The following is a 19,019-nucleotide window of genomic DNA, read 5'->3' as shown; positions in this document are numbered from 1 at the left end:
GAGGGTGTCAATTTTTCTGTGTAAGTGGGGTTAGGTCGGCATCCGTTCGGGGAACAGGATGATGAACTGGTTGAGGGCCTGGCGCCAGTTGTGGAGGGGGCGGGTCCATTTCTTGGCGACGTTCCGCAAGGCGAGGTAGAGGATCTTGGTCACGGCGCTGTTGTTGGGGAACGCCCCGCGGTTTTTGAGAACCCGGCGCAGCGAGTAGTTGAGCGACTCGATGGCGTTGGTGGTGTAGACCACCCGGCGGATCGGCGGCGGATAGTCGAAGAACCCCGACAGGCGGGGCCAGTCGGCGCGCCAGCTGGGGCTGATGGCGGGGTATTTGGCGTCCCAGGTGTCCGCAAAGCGGGTGAGCGCGGCCTCGGCCTCGGCGCGGGTGGCGGCGCCGTAGATGGCGCGCAGATCCCGGGCCACGGCCTTGCGCTCCTTCCAGGGCACGTACTTGAGGCTGCCGCGGACCTTGTGAACGATGCACAGTTGCACCTGGGTGTTCGGGAACACGCTCTCGATCGCCTCGGGCAGGCCCTTGAGGCCGTCCACGCAGGCGATGAAACAGTCCTGGACGCCGCGACTGTTGAGCTCGGTGAACACCGCGTGCCAGAACGAGGCACCCTCGGCCTGACCGACCCAGAGTCCCAGCAGCTCCTTCTCGCCTTCCAGGTTGATGCCCAGGGCCAGATAGACGGCCTGGTTCTTGACCGGCCCGTGCTCGCGCGACTTCACGTGCAGGGCGTCGAAGTAGAGGATGGGGTAGACCGCCGCCAGGGGCCGCTCCTGCCAGGCTTGCAGCTCTTCACGCACCGCCTCGGTGACGTTGGAGATCAGGGTCGGCGAGACCTCCACGCCGTAGAGTTCTTCCAGTTGCGCCTGGATCTCGCGGGTGGACTGGCCCCGCGCATAGAGCGCGATGACCTTGTCGTCAAAGCCTTCCAGGCGGCGCTGCCGCTTGGCAATCAGCTGCGGCTCGAAGCTGCTGTCGCGATCCCGCGGAACTTCGATCTCGAACGCGCCGGCTTCGCCCTGCACGCGCTTGCGCGTCTTGCCGTTGCGACTGTTGCCACTGCCGCGGCCCTCCAGGGCATGCGGCGGATAGCCCAGGTGGGTGGTCATCTCCGCCTCGAGCGCCCGCTCCGCCAGGCGCTGCGTCAGCTGCTGGAGCAGTCCACCCTGACCCAGCAGATCCTTCGGGTGCTGATAGTCCTTCAGCAGCTCATCCAGCAAAGCATCGGGAATCGTCTTCGAATCGGTCATCGCATACTCCTTGCTCAGGTCTGCTAAATGACCACTTACACAGTTCCTTGTACACCCTCCCATCCGCTATTGTGCTTTACCGAAAAACCCTTCCAATCTTCCCATCTTCCTGTGAACCGCCTTTGACCTTCTTCGTGTCTTCGTGTGCTTCGTGGTGAACAAGGGTTTTCCGGGCAGGAACCGGGTAAAAGGGCGGGGCGTGGTGCGAACTCATTAGGGTTTCCCTATGATGGGCGGCGAGCAGCCCGGCGCGGTTCGTGCGGGCACCCCGGAACGAGCGGACGTCCATGTTTACCGGAATCATCGAGACCCTAGGCAGCCTGGAGCGCCTGACCCCCAGTGGTGGCGACGTGCGGCTGCACGTGAACGCGACCGGGATGGACCTGTCGGACACCCGGCTGGGGGACTCGATCGCGGTGAACGGGGTCTGCCTGACGGTGACCGATCTGGCGGGCAGCGGCTTTGCCGCCGATGTCTCGCGCGAGTCGCTGGAGGTGACCACGCTGGGCCATCTCGGACCGGGGGACCGGGTGAATCTCGAACGGGCGCTGGCCCTGGGCGACCGCCTGGGCGGGCACATGGTGTCCGGGCACGTCGACGGCGTCGGCGAGGTGGTGGCGATGGAGCCCGATGCGCGCTCGACCCGCGTGCGCTTTCGCGCGCCACCGGCACTGGCCCGCTACATCGCGGCCAAGGGCTCGATCACTATTGATGGCACCAGCCTGACCGTGAACCGCGTGGACGGCGCCGAGTTCGAGGTCAACATCATCCCGCATACCTGGTCCCTGACCCGCTTCGCCGTCTATACGGTGGGCACCCCGGTCAACCTCGAGGTCGACCTGATCGCCCGCTATCTGGAGCGTCTGATGCTGGGCGAGCGGGCGGCCGAGCCCGGCGCGCAGGCGGGCGACCTGTCGGAGGCCTGGCTGGCTGAACAGGGCTTTCCCAATCAATCCGGGCCGCGCGACTGAACGCGCGGCCCCCGACCGAAGGCACGCATGGAATTTTCCAGTACCGAAACCATCCTCGAGGAACTGCAGGCCGGACGCATGGTGGTCATCGTCGACGACGAGGACCGCGAGAACGAGGGCGACCTCTTGATGCTGGCCTCGCACGCGCGGCCCGAGGACATCAACTTCATGGCCAAGTACGGCCGCGGCCTGATCTGCCTGACGCTGACCCGCGAGCGCTGCAAGCAGCTCGCGCTGCCGCTGATGGTGACCGACACCAATGACGTGCATGGCACCAACTTTACGCTGTCGATCGAGGCCGCCGAGGGCGTGACCACCGGCATCTCGGCCTACGATCGCGCACACACCATCCGGACCGCGGTCGCGCCCAACGCGAAGCCCGAGGATATCGTCCAGCCGGGGCACGTGTTCCCGCTGATGGCACAGCCCGGTGGGGTCATCGTGCGCGCCGGCCATACCGAGGCCGGGTGCGATCTGGCGCGCCTGGCCGGGGCCGAACCGGCGGCGGTGATTGTCGAGATCCTGAACGAGGACGGCAGCATGGCGCGGCGTTCGGATCTCGAGCGCTTCTGCGCCGAGCATGACCTCAAGATGGGCACCATCGAGGACCTGATCCGCTATCGCATCGAGAACGAGAAAACCGTGCGTCGGGTTTCGGAGCGTCCGTTCCCGACCGAGCATGGCGAATTCCGCCTGCTGGCGTTCGAGGACGAGGTGGATCACGAGCTGCATTTCGCGCTGGTGCGCGGGGAGCCGAAGCCGGACCAGGAGACCCTGGTGCGTGTCCATCTGGAGAGCACGCTGTACGACACGCTGGGCTATGCCGGCCCGGACCGTGGCTGGCCGCTGGATGATGCCCTGCGCCGGATCGACGCGGCCGGCGAGGGCGTGGTGGTGGTGCTGCGCAAGCACGAGAGCCCGGAGGCCCTGGCCCAGCGTCTGGAGCATATCGGCCAGCCGGCGCCGGAAGAGCGCAGTGGGCGGGAGAACTCCGCCGAGTGGCGCATGTATGGCATTGGTGCCCAGATCCTGGCTGACTGCGGGGTGGGGCGCATGAAGCTGATGTCGGCGCCCAAGCGCTTTCATGGCCTCGGTGGCTTCGGCCTGGAGGTCGTGGACTACGTCCACGAGTAGCCCCCGGCCGGCACGCGCCTGGCCGCCTGCCTCGTGGTGGCTGGCCCTGGTTCGACATCCGGTGTTTACGTGCTTTCGGTCTACATACTGCCGTGCGCTGACTCGCCAGCGCGCCCCGAGTGACTTCTTTGCTCGTGCAAAGAAGTCACCAAGAAACACGCCCGACTGCCGCGACCCCGGCCCGCTTCGCGGGCCGGGGTTTCCCTCGCTCCGAGGCTTTTCGCGGGCGGCGCTGAACTCGCTGCGCCTTCGGCTCCGCTCAGACATCCAGCGCCTTTTTCCCCGCGAAAACCCTCTACACTCGGCGCGACGACAACGGGGAGGCAGGTCCAAACAACGGCGATCCCAGCGATATAGCTAATGGATGATGGCTAGGCTTTCGGACATCTTGGGCACGCTCGGCCTTTGGCCGTTGCATGCCGCGCCCGCGCAGCGGGCGCCGGGGGCTTTCAGGCGGCAGGGCCGTTGTGGTGTCGCGGGGTCGGAATACCTTCTGTCTTGACCTTCGCCTTCCGTATGGAGCCCCTTGCGGAAGGGTTCTCGGGGCGGGAGAAGGCGCTGGATGTCTGAGCGGAGCGCAGCGTAGCGAGTTCAGCGCCGCCGGCCCGAGGGCCCTGGAGCAAGGTTCCTGGGCGAAATCCGGGTGCCCTTCTTTGGGTACTTTCTTGGGCAAGCAAGAAAGTGCCTCGGGGCGCGCTGGCGAGTCAGCGCACGGCAGTATGTAGACCGAAAGCACGTAAACACCGGATGCCGAACCCAGACCAGCCACCACGAGGCAGGCGACCTAACGAAGGGACCGTCAACCACCGAGCGATGAACAAGGGTCCGCCATGATCGGGCAGGACGCCGGGCCGACGCCACTGAGCATACCGGCGCCAAATGCAGGTCCAGTCAGCGCCATGGCAGGCGGGCGGCTGCCCGATTCGTGCGGGCGCGCTCTACCGCGCGGGTTCGCGGTGCTACACTAGGCGGCCTTTGCAACTCGGCCCCGCGGGTCGGCCCCGAACGGCCGCCTCGTCTCCGTCTCAATCGGAATGAAACCATGCACGACATTAAGACCCTGGAAGGCGTATTCACCGACGCCGCCGACCATCGCTATGGCCTGCTGCTGGCGCGCTTTAACAGCCTGATCGTCGAACGCCTGCTGGAAGGCGCGGTGGATACTCTGAAGCGCCATGGCGTGCAGGAAAAGAATCTGACCATCGCCCGCGTGCCGGGGGCCTATGAACTGCCGCTGGCGGCCCAGGCGATGGCGCGTTCCGGGCAGTATGACGGGGTCATTGCCCTGGGCTGCGTGATCCGTGGCTCCACCCCGCATTTCGACTACGTCGCCGGCGAGGCGGCCAAGGGCCTGGCCCAGGTGCAGATGGCCGAGGACCTGCCGATCAGCTTCGGTGTGCTGACCACCGACTCCATCGAGCAGGCGATCGAACGCGCAGGCACCAAGGCCGGCAACAAGGGCGCGGATGCCGCGATGGGCGCGATCGAGATGGTCAGCCTGATGCGCCAGCTGCGCGGCGGCGCCTGAGCGAGCACGAGCACGAAACCGACGTGACCGAACCTGGCAATCCCTCCCAACCCGACCGTCCCGCCGCCAAGGGCGCGGGCGGCGCCCGCGCCAAGCGCCCGCGCAGCACGCCCGAGCAGCGGGCGCGCCATGCGCGCTCGTTCGCGCGGCGCCGCGCCATGCAGGCGCTCTACTCCTGGCAGATGACCGGCGCCCACCCCAAGGACATCCTGGCCGAGTTCCGTGACGACGAGGAACACGCCAAGGCGGATGCCGAGTATTTCCGCGAGCTGCTGATCGGTGTGACCCGCGATCGCGAGGCCCTGGATGCCCGCATGGAGCCGTACCTCGGCCGCCCGCTGGACCAGCTCGACCCGGTGGAGCATGCCCTGCTGTGGCTGGGTCAGTGGGAGCTGGCCGAGCGGATCGAGGTGCCCTATCGCGTGGTGATCAACGAGGCCGTGGACCTGGCCAAACGCTACGGTGCGGAGCAGTCGCATCGCTACATCAACGGTGTGCTGGACCGGCTCTCGGCCGAGCTGCGCGGTCCCGAGCGCGCCACGCCGCGCTGACCCCGCGCAACGCCGCAGCACGGCAATGGCCGGCCCCGACTCCGAGTTCGACCTGATTCAGCGTTATTTCGGCGCGCCGTCGGCGGACGTGAACGCCGAGGGCGTTCGGCTTGGCATCGGGGACGATGCCGCCCTGTTGGCTGTGGCGAGCGGCCACGAGCTGGCCGTCACTGTCGACACCCTGATTGAGGGTACCCATTTTTTCCCCGATCACCCGCCGGCGAGCGTCGGGCACAAGGCCCTGGCTTCCAACCTCAGTGACCTGGCCGCGATGGGGGCCGAGCCGCTGGGCGCGCTGCTGTCGCTGACCCTGCCCCGGGTCGATCATGACTGGCTGGCGGGTTTCAGCGAGGGCTTCCTGGCGCTGGCCGAAGAGGTTGGTATCCCGCTGGTAGGCGGGGATACCAACCGGGGCCCTCTGGCAATCAGCGTGACCGTGCTGGGTACCGCGCCCGCGGGCCAGGCCCTGCGCCGGGCCGGGGCCCGGCCCGGCGACCGACTGGTGGTATCCGGTGCGTTGGGCGGGGCGGCCTTCGGGCTTGCCCACGAGACCGCCCGGCGGGCGCGGGGCGCCGCGGGCGCGGCTCTGCCCGCCGATGCCCGGGAGCCGGCCTGCGACCGGCTGTTCTGGCCCCGGGCGCGGCTGGCCCTGGGGCGCGGCCTGCGGAACCGTGCCCGGGCGGCTATCGATATTTCCGACGGCCTGCTGGCGGATCTCGGGCACCTGTGTGCCGCGTCGGGCTGTGGCGCGCGGGTCGACTGGCCCGCCGTCCCCCGCGATCCGTTGCTGGCACAGATCCCGGACGATCAGGCCCGCGAGTATGCGCTCGGCGGAGGCGAGGACTACGAACTGCTGTTCGCACTGCCGGCCGGGGAATCGCTGGATCTGCTGGCCTTCAGCGTGGATGTGCCGCTGACCGTGATCGGGGAATGCACGGAGGGTGACGCGGTGGTCGTCGAGGACGCGGACGGGCGGCGACTGGACGTGACGCGGGCGGGCCACGATCATTTCGCGGACACCGAAGAACACTAGGGACAGGGTAGCCATGACGGAGCAGAAGAACCGCAAACCGCAGATGCCATCGGCGAAGACCGTATTCGGCGATCCGATCCACCTGCTGGCCTTCGGCTTCGGCAGCGGCCTGTCGCGCTGGGCCCCGGGCACCACCGGCTCGCTGGGCGCGCTGGTGCTGTACTTCGCGATCATGAATTTCCCGGAATGGGCCTATATCGCCGTGACCGTGATCGTGGTCATGGCCGGCTTCCACATCTGTGGCGAGAGTGCCCGCAAGCTCGGTGTGCACGATCACCCGGGCATCGTCTGGGACGAATGGGCGGGCATGCTGATTACCCTGGCCTTTGCCCCCGCGGGGCTGATGTGGGTGGTGGTCGGCTTTCTGCTGTTCCGGATTTTCGACATCCTCAAGCCCTGGCCGGCGAACTATTTCGACCACAAGTGGCAGGACGGCCACGGGATCATGATGGACGATGTGGTCGCCGGCCTGTACGCAGGCTTCGCCCTGGTGATCCTGGGCGGGTTGTTCCAGCAACTGGTGGTCGAGGCGTAGGACAGCACTCGGGTGGGCCCGGGTGTGAACGGGTCGGCAGAGTCGCGCGATGGCGAGAACTCGTGCGGATACGGCAACGCCTCAGGGTCAGGTATCCACCAAAGGAGTGTGTGGCATGAAGATCTCCATGCGTCATTGGCTTCAAGTCTTGTTCGTGAGTGCCCTCCTGGCGTCTGGCGGCGTTCAGGCGCAGCCGGCGGGCGGGCCGCCTTCGGGCGCCCCGGGCGCCAGTGGCGACACGCCGGCCGCCGGCGACCTGCCACCCGGACACGGCGGTACTCCGCCCGGGCAGCGCCGCGGCGACCCGCGCCCCGATCGGGGGCCCGACCTTCCGCGGGCGCCGGATCCGTCCTCGCCGCCGTCGCCGGACGACGCGCCGCTGCCGGACCCGTCCGATCTCCCCGAGCCGCCCACCCCGCCGAGCCCGGATCTCCCGGGGCTCTGACCGAGCGCGGCGGATCCGCCCTGCGCACGTGTTCGCGGGGTGGGACGGTCTCCGTTTGACCGTGTAGTGGTCAAGTCATTTCGGACGTCCCGATCGGTGCTCCCGTCCTTCGCTCAGTGGGAGGTCGTTGGGGTACACACAGGCCGGCTGGATGGGAATGGTCCCCAAGTGCACCGACTGGTCGGTTACTTCGCCTGGCGGCCGAGCGTGCGCAGCTGCTGCAGCCAGCGCTCGCGCGCAGCCGCGTTGCCGCCGTTCTGGCCGATCAGGGTGTGGCGGACGGGGCCGAAGCCACAGAAGCGCAGGATGTTCCGCTCCAGGCTCTTCAGGCTGTGGGCGCCGAACCACCAGCGGTAGGCGAGGGCCGGCATGCCCATGGTGACCACGATGCGTACGGAACGGCCCTTCAGCCGCGTGTGGCGCAGACGGTTCATGTCGCCATCGGCGACAAAGGCTGGCCTGAGGGTCTGTTCCAGGAAGGCCTTCACCCCGGCCGGCATGTCGCCCAGCCACAGCGGGTAGATCAGCACGATGTGGTGGGCGGCCTCGATCAGGGCCTGGGCCTCGAGGATCGCGGGCGGGACGCTTGCGTCGAGGAACTCGGCCTGGCTCCTGAGCAGCGGGACATCACGATGGGCGATGGTGTAGGTGTCCACCGCGAAGCCGCCCTGTTCGGCCCCCTCGCGGTAGGCGTCGGCGAGCGCGTGGTCGAGATGGCCGCCGGCCGGGTCCGGGTGCCCCTGGAGGATCAGGATTCGCGTCATGCGTTGGCCCTCGTGATGGCTGAGCCCGTTTCCCAAGCGTAGCCCAGCCGGCGGACGCGGTGGTTCCGGTACGGGCCGTGGTGTGAGGGGGCGGTTGGTTGGCCGCCAAAAACGCCTCCGGAAACCGGTTCCCTGGCACGAGGGTCTTGCCTACCATAACGGGGTGCGCTGCGGTGGCTTGTAGCGTCGGGACGCGGAGGCGAAATGGCATTCGATCCGGTTGTGCTGTTCTTCCTGCTGGGGGCGATCGCGGGTCTGGCGAAGTCGGACCTCAAGATCCCGATGGCGATCTACGAGGCGCTGTCGATCTACCTGCTGCTGGCCATCGGCCTGATGGGCGGGGTCAAGCTGGCGGAAAGCGAGTTGCTTCCGTTGCTGCTGCCGGGCCTGGCGGTGCTCGCCGTGGGTTCGCTGATCCCGCTGATCGCGTTTCCGGTGCTGTACCTTCTCGGGCGGATGCCGCGGGCGGATTCGGCTTCCATTGCGGCCCACTACGGTTCGGTGTCGGTCGTGACCTTCTCGGTCGCGGTCGCGTTTCTGGCGTCCCGGGGTCTGGACTACGAGGGGCACATGGTGGTGTTCCTCGTACTCCTGGAGATGCCGGCGCTGGTCATCGGGATCCTGCTGGCGCGCATGGGCAGCCGGGGCCCCACTCGCTGGGGCAAGACCCTGCACGAGGTCATCTTTGGCAAGAGCATCTTCCTGCTGGCCGGTGGACTGGTGATCGGGTTCATTGCGGGCCCGGATCACATCGAGCCGCTGGAGCCGATGTTCTTTGATCTGTTCAAGGGGGTGCTGGCGTTGTTCCTGCTGGAGATGGGGCTGGTGGCCTCCAGCCGCATCGCGGATGTCCGCCAGTACGGGCTGTTCCTCATCGTCTTTGCGATCGTCATGCCGATCGTCTCCGCGATCCTCGGGGTCCTGCTCGGATGGGGCCTGGGCATGAGCCTGGGGGGCACGCTGCTGCTGGCCACCTTGTATGCCAGTGCTTCGTACATCGCGGCGCCGGCCGCGATGCGCATCGCCGTGCCCAAGGCCAACCCCGCGTTGTCGATCGGGGCTTCGCTGGGTGTGACGTTCCCGTTCAATATCTTCCTGGGCGTTCCGCTGTATTTCTGGATGGCCCAGACCCTTTATTCGCTCGGAGGCTAGCTCGATGCAAGGCGATGACATGTACCTGCTGACGGTGGTGGCCGAGGCGATCCTGGAAGAGATGCTGATCGACGAGGTCCGCGCGATGGGAGCAGCCGGCTACACCGTCACCGATGCGCGTGGCTGGGGCCGGCACGGCAAGCGCCGGGGCAACTGGCGGGCCGGTGGCAACATCAAGCTGGAGGTCGTGGCCTCGTCGGAGCTGTGCGAGCGGATCGCGGCCCGGTTCAAGGAACAGTACGAGTCGGACTATGGGTTGCTGATGTTTACCGTGCCCGTCGACTTGAAGAATTGATCCGGCCGGACAGTCAGGCAGCCTCCACGAAGTGAAGTGCTTCACGAAATTCCGGGGAACTCGCCCGTGCGCCTTGGGGGCCGCGGGGCCCGGCTGCTATCACCGGGGGCCTGAACCAATGGCTTCACGGCCGCAAGGAGTTTCCCATGACCCGGTTTCGCAGTACCGCATTGATCATTGCCCTTGGCTCGCTCTTCGCCGTGGGAACGGCCCATGCCCAGGCGCAGCAAGGCGGCCAGCAAGGTGGCATGGGCCAGGGTACACCCCCCGCCGAGCGGGGTGCCCCTCCGGCGGGCGGGCAGGACACCCCGGGGCACGGCGGCATGCCGCGCGGCCAGGGCCAGGAGCACGGTCAGGGCATGCCGCGCGGCCAGGGCCAGGAGCGTGGTCAGGGCATGCCCCCAGGGCATCCACAGCAGGCACCCGGCCAGCCGCCGGGCCAGGGACAGCAGGCCCCGGGCCAGATGGAGCGCGGTGGTCAGCCGGCCCCCGGTCAGGGCGGCGCGCCGACCGCGCCTCAGGGGCAGGGCCAGCCGCCCGGTGGCCAGGGGCAGCCGCAAGGACAGGGGCAGCCCCAGGACGCGCCGCCGCTGGGCCAGCAGCGTCAGCCCCGCGGCGCGGATGCGCCTCCGCTGGGGGACCAGACCCCGACGCGGCCGGACACCGGTAACCGCCCGGCCGAACCCGCCGATCCGGCAGAGCCGGCGGACCCGGCAGAAACGGGCAATCTCCCGCCGGTGGACTGATCGCGGCGGCCCGGGACATCGCGCTTCGTCCGGGAGGGCCCGAAGCGGGCCCGCCTTACGTCCGGGCGAGGATGCGGTAGGGACCGGGATGCCCGTCGCGGCCGGACTCGATCAGGGCAATCGTGTCCGTTGCCCAGTGCAGCGGCGTTTCGATCCGCTCCCGGGCGGGCGGCGCCGCGTGGCGGCGCAGCGAAACGTGAGGCCGGAACGGGCGGGGCGGGCCGGTGTCGATGCCGCACTCCCGGCAGAGGGCATGGGCCCGATCCGCGAGGTCCAGGAGGGCCGCCGGCGGATCGTCGGGGCCGACCCAGGTGATGCGCGGCCGCGCGAAGTGCCCCAGTCGGTCCAGGGTCAGTTCCAGTGGGTCGCTGGCGAGGCTCCCGAGGTGACCGGCCAGGCAATCGGCCTGCCCGGCGGGAACTGTGCCGGCGAAGGCCAGCGTCAGATGCAGATGTTCGGGCGGGATCGGACGGCCGGGACCATCCAGGGTGCGTCCCAGCCGATCCAGTCGTTCGCGTGTGGCCGTGTCGGGCCACAGGGCGAGGAAGACTCGTCGGAACTCGGGGGCCTCGGCCACAGCGGCGGGTTCAGGTGCGTGGTCGCGGCAGATTTTCGCGCTGACGGCGTTCCCACAGGGTCTTGCGGCTGATGCCCAGCGCCCGCGCGAGTTCCGTTTCGGTCATGCGGTCCTGGTTCTCCTGCACGAACTGGCGGAAGTACTCGTTCAGGCTCGAGCCCCGGGGTTTGCGGCGCGTCGGGAAGGCCGGGTTGGGGTGTTCCCCGGCCGCGCCGGTGTCCGGGGCCTCCAGGCCCATGTGCTCCGGCGCGATGTGTCCATCGGGGCAGAGGACCCATCCGCGCTCCAGGGCATTGGCCAGTTCGCGCACGTTGCCCGGCCAGTCCTGGGCCTCCAGGGCATCCCGGGCCGCTTGCGTCAGGCGGGGGACCGTTCCCGATCCGGCCAGCCCCTCGAGGAAATGCTGCGCCAGCGGCAGGATGTCCTCGCGCCGCTCGCGCAGGGGCGGGATCGCCAGCTCCAGTACCCGCAGGCGGTAGTAGAGGTCGGCCCGAAAGGCCTGATCCTCGATCATGCCCTCCAGATCGCGATGGGTCGCGGCCAGCAGGCGCACGTCGACCTTCTGATTCTCGTTGGCGCCCACCGGACGGATCTCGCCGTCCTGCAGTACGCGCAGCAGGCGCGCCTGGGCCGCCGGCGCGAGTTCGCCGATCTCGTCCAGGAACAGGGTGCCGCCATGGGCGCTCTGGATCAGGCCGGTGCGGGCCTTGACCGCCCCGGTGTAGGCGCCCTGGGCGTGCCCGAACAGCTCGGCCTCCACCAGGCCCTCCGGGATGGTGGCGCAGTTGACGGCCACGAAGGGCCCCCCGGCGCGCGGGCTCAGTTCATGCAGGGCGCGTGCGGCGAGCTCCTTGCCGGTGCCGGATTCCCCCCGCAGCAGCACGGTGGAGTGCGTGGCCGCCACGCGCCGGATCTGGTCGCGCAGCCGCTGCATCGCGGGGCTGTCGCCGATCAGGCCCAGGCCCGGGTGACTGAGGGTTTCGGTCCCGGCGTCGGGCGGCTCGGGCGGGAGGCGGTCGCGCGCCTCGCGTTCGCGCAGGGCGGCGCGCAGGGTCAGCAACAGGGCGTCGTGGTCGAAGGGCTTGGCGATGTAGTCGGCCGCGCCCTCTTTCATCGCGTTCACCGCCGAGGGGACCGATGCGTAGCTGGTCATGATGACCGTGGGCGAGCGGGTGAACTCGGGCAGCAGCTCGATGCCCTCGCCGTCCGGCAGGCGCAGATCCACCAGCTGGAGGTCGTAGGGGTCGGCCGCGGCCAGGGCGCGCGCCTCGGCCAGGTTCTCGGCTACGCCGACCTCGAAGCCGTGATGCTCCAGGAACCGGCGCACGGCGCGGCGGATCGGGGCTTCGTCGTCTACGAGCAGGATGCGGGTCATCGGTCTTGGTGCGGCAGCATGAGCAGGAATCGGGCCCCACCCTCGGGGCGGTTGGCGGCCATCAGGGTACCACCGTGGTCGCGCACGATGCTGTAGGCCACCGGCAGGCCCAGGCCGGTGCCCTGACCGGCAGGCTTGGTGGTGAAGAAGGGCTCGAACAGGCGCTCCAGACTGGATTCGTCGATCCCGGGGCCGGCATCGTCGATGGTGATCTGGATGTGGCGGCCATGGACGCGCACGGCGATCACGACCGTGGAACCCTCGGGCGAGGCCTGCTCGGCGTTGGTCAGCAGGTTGATGAAGACCTGCAGCAGCGTGGCATGCGACCCGCGGACATGCAGCCCCTCCAGGCCCATGGTGGAGAACTGCAGGTCCTTGCGCCCGGCCAGGCGCGTCAGGCGAATGGCCTCGGCCAGGAGCTCGTCCAGCGCGATGGTCTCGAAGTGCCCCGCGGACGGCCCCTCGTCGGCGTGGGCGAAGGTGATCAGGGACTGCACGATCGCATTGATGCGCCGGGTCTGCGCGAGGATGTCGTCGGCGATGCCGCGGATCTCGTCGGGATCATCCTCCAGCGGCAGGGTCTGGGCCAGCGAGGCGATCCCGGTCAGCGGATTGCCGATCTCGTGGGCGACCCCGGCGGCAAAGCGGCCGATGGAGGCCAGGCGGTCGCCGTGGGCGATCTCGGACTCGAGCTGGGCGCGCTCGGTTACGTCCTCGATCAGGACCACGCGCCCCTCCACCTGGCCATGGGCATCCTGCAGCTCGGAACGGTGCAGGTTCAGGCGGCGATTGCCGGCGGGCAGATCCACGTTCAGCTTGTACCACTGCCGGTCCGGGCTCTCGAGGAAGGCCGTCAGCAGGCCGCTCCAGGGGCTGTCGAGCCGGCCGATGTTCTGGCCCACGGCGTCCTCGGTGGCCACACCGGTGAGTTGCGCCAGCGCCTGGTTCCAGCCGGTAATCTCGCCGCTGTTGGTCAGGCTGGCCACCCCCAGCGGCAGCTCGTGCAGGATCTGGCGATGAAAGCGGCGCAGGGCATCCAGTTCGGCGGCCAGGCCGGACAGTGGTAGGGAACGGGTCTCCAGCTGCTCCTCGATGCGCCGCAGGCTCTCGCTGAGGGTCTGGCGGCCGGCGGCATCCAGGCGCAGGTGCTGGTCGACGATCATGCGCGCGAGGACCGGCCCGAGCAGACCGGACAGGTTGCGCTCGATGCGTTCGCGCAGGTGGCGCAGGTCGCTGCGCGAGCGCGTGTGCCGCGGCAGGCCGAGATCGTCGAGCGCGCGCTGGACCTCGTGATGCGCGGCACCCGGCCCCAGAGTGGCGGCCAGGGCGGTTTCCATCTCGGTCACGTCGCCAGCCAGGGGCAGGCCGGCCCCGGCCCCGGTGGACTCGTTGGGGCAGCAGGCTCGGCCGGCCTCGATCTCCTCGCGGTTGGGGCGGGTCAGCAGCGACCCGATCACGAACAGCAGGGCGTTGATGCCCAGGCTCAGCATCAGGGCGAAGGTCCATGGGTCCAGCATCCCGGCCAGCAGCCACTGTTGCGGATCCGGCAGTCCGGTGGCGATGCCGGCATCCGACAACAGCGGCATCACCAGGGTGAAGGCCCAGCCGGTGATGCCCGCGACCAGTCCGAGCAGGAAGCCGACCCGGGTCGCCTGCTTCCACAGCATCAGACCGATCAGGCCCGGCAGGAGCTGGGCCACCGCGGCAAACGAGATCAGCCCCAGCTGCGCCAGCCCCTCGACTACCTGCAACAGGCCGTAAAAGGCATAGCCCAGTCCGATGATGAACACGATCCAGATGCGCCGCCCCCAGAGCAGGCGGGTATAGATGTTGGCGCTGCGCTCTTCTTCGTGCAGCCGGGTCAGCGGCGAGAGGTAGTTGGTCCCCATGTGGGCCAGCGCAAGGGTGGTCACGATCATCATGGCGCTGGCGGCGGACAGGCCGCCGATAAAGACCAGCAGCGCCAGGCTGGGCGACTCCAGCAGTCCGGCGATCCCGATGGCGTAGTAGTTCGGCGAGATGCCGAGGCCGGCCGCCTCGCCGGCCCAGTAGAGGATCGGCATCGGCAGGTTCAGTAGCAGCAGGAACGCCGGGAAGGCCCAGGCAGCGGTGGTCAGGGCCTGCGGGTTGATGTTCTCGGTAAACAGCATGTGGAACTGGCGCGGCAGCAGGAAGGCCGCGGCAAAGGCGAGAATCATCATTGCGAACCAGCCACCCTCGCGCACCGGGGCGTACAGCGCATCGACCGCCTCGGGGTGCGCGGCCAGCCAGTCGTCGAGGCCGGCGAAACCGCCGAACACCGCGTACAGGGCCACCGCCGCGATGCCGAGGATGGCGATCAGCTTGACGATGGATTCGAAGGCGATGGCCAGCACCAGGCCGGCGTGCTTCTCGCGCGGGGCAATGTGGCGGGCCCCGAACAGGATCGCGAACAGTGCGATGGTGGCGCTGAAGGTCAAGGCGAGCAGGTGGGGCGGGGTTTCCGCGGTCAGGACCGCGGCGGACTCGGCCACCGCCTTGATCTGCAGGGCGATGTACGGAAGCACGCCGGCCAGCATGAACAGGGCCACCACCGGTCCGGTCAGGCGACTGCGGTAGCGAAAGGCGAACAGGTCGGCCAGTGAGGTCAGTTGCTGTTCGCGGGTCACGCGCAGGATGGGGCGCAGCAGCCAGGGCGTGGCGGCGAAGGCCAGGGTCACGCCCAGGTAGATTGTCAGGTACAGATAGCCCTGTTCGGCCAGGAAGCCGAGGTTGCCGTAGAACGTCCAGGAGGTCGCGTAGACCCCCAGCGACAGGCTGAAGACCCAGCTGTTCGCCGCCAGCCGGCCGACCCGGGGGACGCGGTCGGCCAGGAAGGCGATGCCGAACAGCAGGGCCAGGTAGGCCACGCCCACCGCATAGAGCAGGCCGAGGCTAAGGGTCACGACGACCGCCCCGGCTCAGGGCCGCGATGGCCAGGATGAAGACTGCCCAGGCGGCGAACGGCCACCACCAGGCGGGGCTCAGGTGGGCGACCCAGATCACCAGCGGGCTCAGGAACAGCAGGGCCCCGAGGAGGGCGATCAGGATGGCGCGCGGGGCGTCCATGGTCAGATGTTCCCCCGTGCCGGGCCGCTGCGGGGCACGGGTTCCTGCGGGGCCTTCCGGATTGGCGCGCGGCGGGACAGCATGCGGCGAGTCTACACCGCGGCGGTGGCTCCGGGCAGCGCGGCGTGCAGCGGCAGGTATGCCGCGAGCGGCCGGCGCCGTAGCGGTTCCAGGGCCTCCGCCAGCTGGGCACCGGGCGCGTCCGGGGCCTGTCGGTCGGCAGGCGCGAGTCCGATCTGCCCCAGGGTGTCGGCGAGGTGGCGCCGCGCCGCATCCGCTCGAATCCCCGTAGCACCCGTGGCCTTGGCGAGTTTGTCGCCGCCGGGCGCGACCAGCACCGGATGGTGGGCATAGGCCGGCGGGGGGTGTCCCAGCGCCCGGTAGAGCTGCAGCTGGCGGGGGGTGGAGCCGAGCAGGTCGATCCCGCGGACCACATGGGTGACGCCCAGGTCGAGGTCATCGACCACGGTGGCGAGCTGGTAGGCCACGATGCCGTCCGCGCGACGGATGACGAAGTCACTCCCCAGGGCCTCCAGGTCGAAGGCGACCGCACCGAGAAAACGGTCCTCGATGGTCCAGTGGCGCCGGCTGGCGCGGGCGCGCAGGGCGCGGGGCTCGCGACCGGGCGGCAGGCCGTGGCGACAGGTGCCCGGATAGACGGGGCCTTCCCAGCCAGGGCGGCCGTGGGTAGCCAGGTCCTTGCGGGTGCACCCGCAGGGAAAGGCCCGGTCGGTGTCCATCAGGGTATCCAGGGCCCGCTGGTAGGCGGGGCCGCGCTGGCCTTGCCAGACAATCGGTCCGTCCCAGCCGAGGTCGAAGGCCTCGAGGGTGCGCAGAATGGCATCGGCCGCCCCCGGGCGAACCCGGGGGGCGTCGATGTCGTCGATACGCAGGTGCCACTCGCCATTGGCACTCCGGGCGTCCAGCCAGGAGATGACGGCGGCCAGCAGGGAGCCCGCGTGCAGCGGGCCGGAAGGGGTCGGGGCAAACCGGCCGACGTAGCCGTCGACCGGGGACTGCGGTTCGGGCGTGGGGGTCACGGCCCGGCCGGGATCAGGCGCGCTGCTTTTCCTTGATCTCGTCGAGCTGCTTGCAGTCGATGCACATGGTGGCCGTCGGGCGGGCCTCCAGGCGACGAATGCCGATCTCCACGCCGCAGGTCTCGCAGTAGCCGTAGTCGTGGGTCTCGATCTTGCGCAGGGCCTCGTCGATCTTCTTCGACAGCTTGCGCTCGCGGTCGCGGGCCCGCAGTTCCAGGCCGAACTCTTCTTCCTGGGTGGCGCGGTCGGCCGGATCGGCGAAGTTGGCCGCGTCCTGGCGCATGTGCCCCACGGTGCGATCGACTTCCTCCGCCAGTTCCTGGCGCCATGCCCGCAGCAGGCTGCGGAAATGGTCCAGCTGATCCGGATTCATGTACTCTTCGTCCGGCTTCGGCTCGTAGGGCGCAATGCCCCCGGCGACCATGTGCTGGGTGGAGGGCTTGTCGGTCTTTTCGTCTGCAGCCATGCGGGCTTTCTCCGGCTGGAAAAATGAGGCGCACTTAGTACCAGAGTCGGACGGGGCGGGCAAGTCCCGTGCCATGACGGTTTGCGCCCGGTCGCCTCCGGACCTGCATGGGCTGCGAGCGGCGGGGCACTGTTTTCAGCGAGATACGGGAAGGGATCGGGAATCACGATGGCGGAATTGCAGGCACTGATCTTTGACGTCGACGGCACGCTGGCGGACACCGAGCGGGACGGTCATCGGGTGGCGTTCAACAAGGCGTTCGCGGACGCGGGCCTGGACTGGGACTGGAGTGTGGCGCGCTACGGCAAACTGCTGCGGGTCACCGGCGGCAAGGAACGCATTCGCCAGTACCTGTCGGAAGATCATCCCGAGGCTCTCGAAGAGCCGGGGATCGATGCCCGCATCCGCGAGCTGCATGCGGCCAAGACGCGTCACTACGTGGCCATGCTGGAGTCCGGCGCGATCCCGTTGCGCCCGGGCGTTCGCCGCCTGCTGGACGAGGCGGAGGCCCAAGGATTGCGTCTGGCCATTGCGACCACCACCACCCCCGAGAACGTGACCGCGTTGCTGGAGGCCACGCTGGGGAGCGCGGGGCCGTACCGCTTCGAGGTGATCTCCGCCGGGGACGTGGTGCCGGCCAAGAAACCCGCGCCGGATATCTTCACGCATGCGCTGGAGGCGATGAACCTGCCCGCCAGCGCCTGCCTCGCCCTGGAGGATTCCGACAACGGGGTCCGGTCCGCGTGCGGCGCCGGGCTGGAGGTGGTGGTCACCACCAACGACTACACCCGGGAACAGGACTTCGAGGGCGCGCTGGCGGTGCTGGACGGGTTCGGCGAGCCGGACGCACCGGCGAGGGTTCTGGCCGGTCCCGCGTTGCCGGGCCCGGCGGTGGACGTGGCCACGCTGCGGGCCTGGCACGCCAGCGCCCAGTCGTAGCGGGACGGGTTACGGGTCAGTCGAGCTCGCGCGTCGGAACGCGCGGATCCTCGACCTCGTTCTCGTCCAGCATCTGCGTGTCCAGCATGAACCCGATCGCGGCGTCGCTGATGCCGTTGATCACGAACTGCACGGCCAGCACCGCGAGGATCAGGCCGAAGACTTTGGTGAGGATGTCCTTCCCGGTATCGCCCAGGTACTGGACGATATAGCGCGAATAGACCATCGCGTAGTAGCAGGCGACCATGCAGGCCAGCACGCCGAGGAACACGAGCCCCGTGTGGTATACCGTCGGGGCCTCGCTGGTCAGGATCATTACCGTGGCGATCGCCCCCGGGCCGCTCATGAACGGGATCGCCAGCGGGATCACCGAGATGTCCTCGGTTACGTGCCCCTTGTCGGCCTTCACCTCTTCGGCGGTCTCCTTCTCGGTCGCCCCCTTCTGCCGGATCATGCCGATCGCGATGCCGAACAGGATGATCCCGCCGGCGATACGAAACGCCGCCAGGGTGATCCCGAACAGCTGGAAGATCACCCCGCCCAGCAGGGCGAAGGCGAACAGCAGGGAGGTGGCGACCTTCACCGAGCGCAGCGCGATCGCCCGGCGCTTCTCCTCCGATGCGCGCGGCAGCATCGCCGTGAAGATGAACGCCGTGGTCAGCGGGTTCACGATCACGAACACCGCCAGGAAGGTAACGACCAGGTATTCGAGTAACACAAGCATGTGTTCGAGCTTAGGCCGGAACCCGCAAGGTTGCGAGGCAGGCTCGCGCAGGTGGTCGGGTCATACCGCTCGCCACGACGCTGCGCGCCTCAATGGGATGGACGCCCCCGCCCTATTACGGCATCGCGATGTGCCAGAGTGGGGGTGATCACTCTCACTCGAAGAAGACGGAGGCGTCCACATGCAGGTTACAACACTCGGTATTGATCTCGCGAAGAACGTGTTCCAGGTCCACGGTGTGGATGCGCAGGGCCGGCAGGTGTTTTCGAAGGCGCTGCGGCGCAGCCAGTTGCGCAACTTCGTCGCCCAGCTGCCGGCCTGCCGGATCGGCATGGAGGCCTGCGGGAGTGCCCATTACTGGGCGCGTGAGTTGCAGGCGCTGGGGCACGAGGTGCGGCTGATG

At 68.7% G+C, this 19,019-nt stretch carries 19 protein-coding genes and 2 pseudogenes; 12 read left to right on the top strand and 9 right to left on the bottom strand.

All coding sequences use genetic code 11. The annotated features are described in order from the left end of the window. Positions 1-30 precede the first annotated feature (30 nt). Positions 31-1,254, bottom strand: coding sequence for an IS256 family transposase (locus H609_RS0110520; protein WP_028484876.1), 1,224 nt, complete (start codon positions 1,252-1,254; stop codon positions 31-33). 287 nt (positions 1,255-1,541) lie between these two features. On the opposite strand from H609_RS0110520, the gene H609_RS0110515 reads away from it, so the two are divergent. The 7 genes and pseudogenes from H609_RS0110515 (at position 1,542) to H609_RS0110490 (ending at position 7,006) form a co-directional block, all read left to right on the top strand. Next, positions 1,542-2,225 carry a riboflavin synthase gene (locus H609_RS0110515; RefSeq protein WP_018875809.1) on the top strand — a complete coding sequence of 228 codons (684 nt, stop codon included), beginning with the start codon at positions 1,542-1,544 and terminating at the stop codon, positions 2,223-2,225. 27 nt (positions 2,226-2,252) lie between these two features. Next, positions 2,253-3,359 carry a bifunctional 3,4-dihydroxy-2-butanone-4-phosphate synthase/GTP cyclohydrolase II gene (gene ribBA, locus H609_RS0110510; protein WP_018867828.1) on the top strand — a complete coding sequence of 369 codons (1,107 nt, stop codon included), beginning with the start codon at positions 2,253-2,255 and terminating at the stop codon, positions 3,357-3,359. A 364-nt stretch (positions 3,360-3,723) separates the two neighbouring features. Beyond that, positions 3,724-3,929, top strand: a pseudogene (locus tag H609_RS14400) (hypothetical protein). 472 nt (positions 3,930-4,401) lie between these two features. Beyond that, entirely contained in the window at positions 4,402-4,887 is a 486-nt protein-coding gene (gene ribE / locus H609_RS0110505) for a 6,7-dimethyl-8-ribityllumazine synthase (RefSeq protein WP_018875807.1), read from the top strand. Between the two features lie 23 nt (positions 4,888-4,910). After that, a complete protein-coding gene (gene nusB, locus H609_RS0110500; RefSeq protein WP_018881511.1) occupies positions 4,911-5,438 on the top strand; it encodes a transcription antitermination factor NusB in 528 nt (175 codons plus the stop codon). A 25-nt stretch (positions 5,439-5,463) separates the two neighbouring features. Further along, positions 5,464-6,471, top strand: a complete 1,008-nt coding sequence (thiL, locus tag H609_RS0110495) for a thiamine-phosphate kinase (RefSeq protein ID WP_028484931.1) — start codon at positions 5,464-5,466, stop codon at positions 6,469-6,471. Between the two features lie 13 nt (positions 6,472-6,484). Further along, positions 6,485-7,006 carry a phosphatidylglycerophosphatase A gene (locus H609_RS0110490; RefSeq protein ID WP_018881509.1) on the top strand — a complete coding sequence of 174 codons (522 nt, stop codon included), beginning with the start codon at positions 6,485-6,487 and terminating at the stop codon, positions 7,004-7,006. A 630-nt stretch (positions 7,007-7,636) separates the two neighbouring features. Here the strand turns inward: H609_RS0110490 and H609_RS0110485 are convergent. Next, positions 7,637-8,215 carry an NAD(P)H-dependent oxidoreductase gene (locus tag H609_RS0110485; protein WP_018881508.1) on the bottom strand — a complete coding sequence of 193 codons (579 nt, stop codon included), beginning with the start codon at positions 8,213-8,215 and terminating at the stop codon, positions 7,637-7,639. Between the two features lie 204 nt (positions 8,216-8,419). Between H609_RS0110485 and H609_RS0110480 the strand changes: the two genes are divergently transcribed. The 3 genes from H609_RS0110480 (at position 8,420) to H609_RS0110470 (ending at position 10,408) form a co-directional block, all read left to right on the top strand. Then, positions 8,420-9,367, top strand: coding sequence for a sodium-dependent bicarbonate transport family permease (locus H609_RS0110480; RefSeq protein ID WP_028484930.1), 948 nt, complete (start codon positions 8,420-8,422; stop codon positions 9,365-9,367). Positions 9,368-9,371: 4 nt separating this feature from the next. Beyond that, positions 9,372-9,662 carry a nitrogen regulatory protein P-II gene (locus tag H609_RS0110475; protein WP_026280909.1) on the top strand — a complete coding sequence of 97 codons (291 nt, stop codon included), beginning with the start codon at positions 9,372-9,374 and terminating at the stop codon, positions 9,660-9,662. A 146-nt stretch (positions 9,663-9,808) separates the two neighbouring features. Beyond that, complete coding sequence (locus tag H609_RS0110470; protein WP_018878580.1) at positions 9,809-10,408, top strand: hypothetical protein; 600 nt, start codon at positions 9,809-9,811, stop codon at positions 10,406-10,408. A 55-nt stretch (positions 10,409-10,463) separates the two neighbouring features. Here H609_RS0110470 and thpR read toward each other — a convergent pair whose 3' ends face one another. The 6 genes from thpR to dksA form a co-directional block, all read right to left on the bottom strand. Further along, entirely contained in the window at positions 10,464-10,985 is a 522-nt protein-coding gene (thpR, locus tag H609_RS0110465; protein ID WP_018866934.1) for an RNA 2',3'-cyclic phosphodiesterase, read from the bottom strand. 10 nt (positions 10,986-10,995) lie between these two features. After that, positions 10,996-12,360 (bottom strand): sigma-54 dependent transcriptional regulator, encoded by a 1,365-nt coding sequence (locus H609_RS0110460; protein WP_018875799.1) that lies wholly within the window; start codon positions 12,358-12,360, stop codon positions 10,996-10,998. Beyond that, on the bottom strand, positions 12,357-15,284 hold the full coding sequence (locus tag H609_RS0110455; protein ID WP_028484929.1) for a sensor histidine kinase: 2,928 nt from the start codon (positions 15,282-15,284) through the stop codon (positions 12,357-12,359). The genes H609_RS0110460 and H609_RS0110455 overlap by 4 nt, the downstream gene beginning before the upstream one ends. Continuing rightward, complete coding sequence (locus H609_RS14255) at positions 15,274-15,447, bottom strand: hypothetical protein (RefSeq protein ID WP_018866931.1); 174 nt, start codon at positions 15,445-15,447, stop codon at positions 15,274-15,276. The genes H609_RS0110455 and H609_RS14255 overlap by 11 nt, the downstream gene beginning before the upstream one ends. 92 nt (positions 15,448-15,539) lie before the next feature. After that, positions 15,540-16,487 (bottom strand): tRNA glutamyl-Q(34) synthetase GluQRS, encoded by a 948-nt coding sequence (gluQRS, locus tag H609_RS0110445; RefSeq protein ID WP_019584130.1) that lies wholly within the window; start codon positions 16,485-16,487, stop codon positions 15,540-15,542. Positions 16,488-16,500: 13 nt separating this feature from the next. Further along, on the bottom strand, positions 16,501-16,953 hold the full coding sequence (gene dksA / locus H609_RS0110440; protein ID WP_018866929.1) for an RNA polymerase-binding protein DksA: 453 nt from the start codon (positions 16,951-16,953) through the stop codon (positions 16,501-16,503). A 168-nt stretch (positions 16,954-17,121) separates the two neighbouring features. Between dksA and H609_RS0110435 the strand changes: the two genes are divergently transcribed. Continuing rightward, the gene (locus H609_RS0110435; protein WP_028484928.1) at positions 17,122-17,892 is read left to right on the top strand and encodes an HAD family hydrolase; all 771 of its coding nucleotides are present in this window, start codon (positions 17,122-17,124) and stop codon (positions 17,890-17,892) included. A 16-nt stretch (positions 17,893-17,908) separates the two neighbouring features. Here H609_RS0110435 and H609_RS0110430 read toward each other — a convergent pair whose 3' ends face one another. Continuing rightward, positions 17,909-18,616 carry a MarC family protein gene (locus tag H609_RS0110430; protein WP_018878866.1) on the bottom strand — a complete coding sequence of 236 codons (708 nt, stop codon included), beginning with the start codon at positions 18,614-18,616 and terminating at the stop codon, positions 17,909-17,911. Positions 18,617-18,797: 181 nt separating this feature from the next. Between H609_RS0110430 and H609_RS0110425 the strand changes: the two are divergent. Next, positions 18,798-19,019, top strand: a pseudogene (locus H609_RS0110425) (IS110 family transposase); the annotation flags it as partial.

Source organism: Thioalkalivibrio sp. ALE17 (assembly GCF_000425605.1).
Taxonomy (GTDB): domain Bacteria; phylum Pseudomonadota; class Gammaproteobacteria; order Ectothiorhodospirales; family Ectothiorhodospiraceae; genus Thioalkalivibrio.
Note: the sequence above shows the minus strand (reverse complement) of the source record. Positions and strands in the feature narration are given on the sequence as shown.

Coding starts and splice junctions, on each gene's coding strand:
- H609_RS0110520 (WP_028484876.1), bottom strand. CDS start 1,254: ATGACCGATTCGAAGACGATTCCCGATGCTTTGCTGGATGAGCTGCTG.
- H609_RS0110515 (WP_018875809.1), top strand. CDS start 1,542: ATGTTTACCGGAATCATCGAGACCCTAGGCAGCCTGGAGCGCCTGACC.
- ribBA (WP_018867828.1), top strand. CDS start 2,253: ATGGAATTTTCCAGTACCGAAACCATCCTCGAGGAACTGCAGGCCGGA.
- ribE (WP_018875807.1), top strand. CDS start 4,402: ATGCACGACATTAAGACCCTGGAAGGCGTATTCACCGACGCCGCCGAC.
- thiL (WP_028484931.1), top strand. CDS start 5,464: ATGGCCGGCCCCGACTCCGAGTTCGACCTGATTCAGCGTTATTTCGGC.
- H609_RS0110490 (WP_018881509.1), top strand. CDS start 6,485: ATGACGGAGCAGAAGAACCGCAAACCGCAGATGCCATCGGCGAAGACC.
- H609_RS0110485 (WP_018881508.1), bottom strand. CDS start 8,215: ATGACGCGAATCCTGATCCTCCAGGGGCACCCGGACCCGGCCGGCGGC.
- H609_RS0110480 (WP_028484930.1), top strand. CDS start 8,420: ATGGCATTCGATCCGGTTGTGCTGTTCTTCCTGCTGGGGGCGATCGCG.
- H609_RS0110475 (WP_026280909.1), top strand. CDS start 9,372: ATGCAAGGCGATGACATGTACCTGCTGACGGTGGTGGCCGAGGCGATC.
- H609_RS0110470 (WP_018878580.1), top strand. CDS start 9,809: ATGACCCGGTTTCGCAGTACCGCATTGATCATTGCCCTTGGCTCGCTC.
- H609_RS0110460 (WP_018875799.1), bottom strand. CDS start 12,360: ATGACCCGCATCCTGCTCGTAGACGACGAAGCCCCGATCCGCCGCGCC.
- H609_RS14255 (WP_018866931.1), bottom strand. CDS start 15,447: ATGGACGCCCCGCGCGCCATCCTGATCGCCCTCCTCGGGGCCCTGCTG.
- dksA (WP_018866929.1), bottom strand. CDS start 16,953: ATGGCTGCAGACGAAAAGACCGACAAGCCCTCCACCCAGCACATGGTC.
- H609_RS0110435 (WP_028484928.1), top strand. CDS start 17,122: ATGGCGGAATTGCAGGCACTGATCTTTGACGTCGACGGCACGCTGGCG.
- H609_RS0110430 (WP_018878866.1), bottom strand. CDS start 18,616: ATGCTTGTGTTACTCGAATACCTGGTCGTTACCTTCCTGGCGGTGTTC.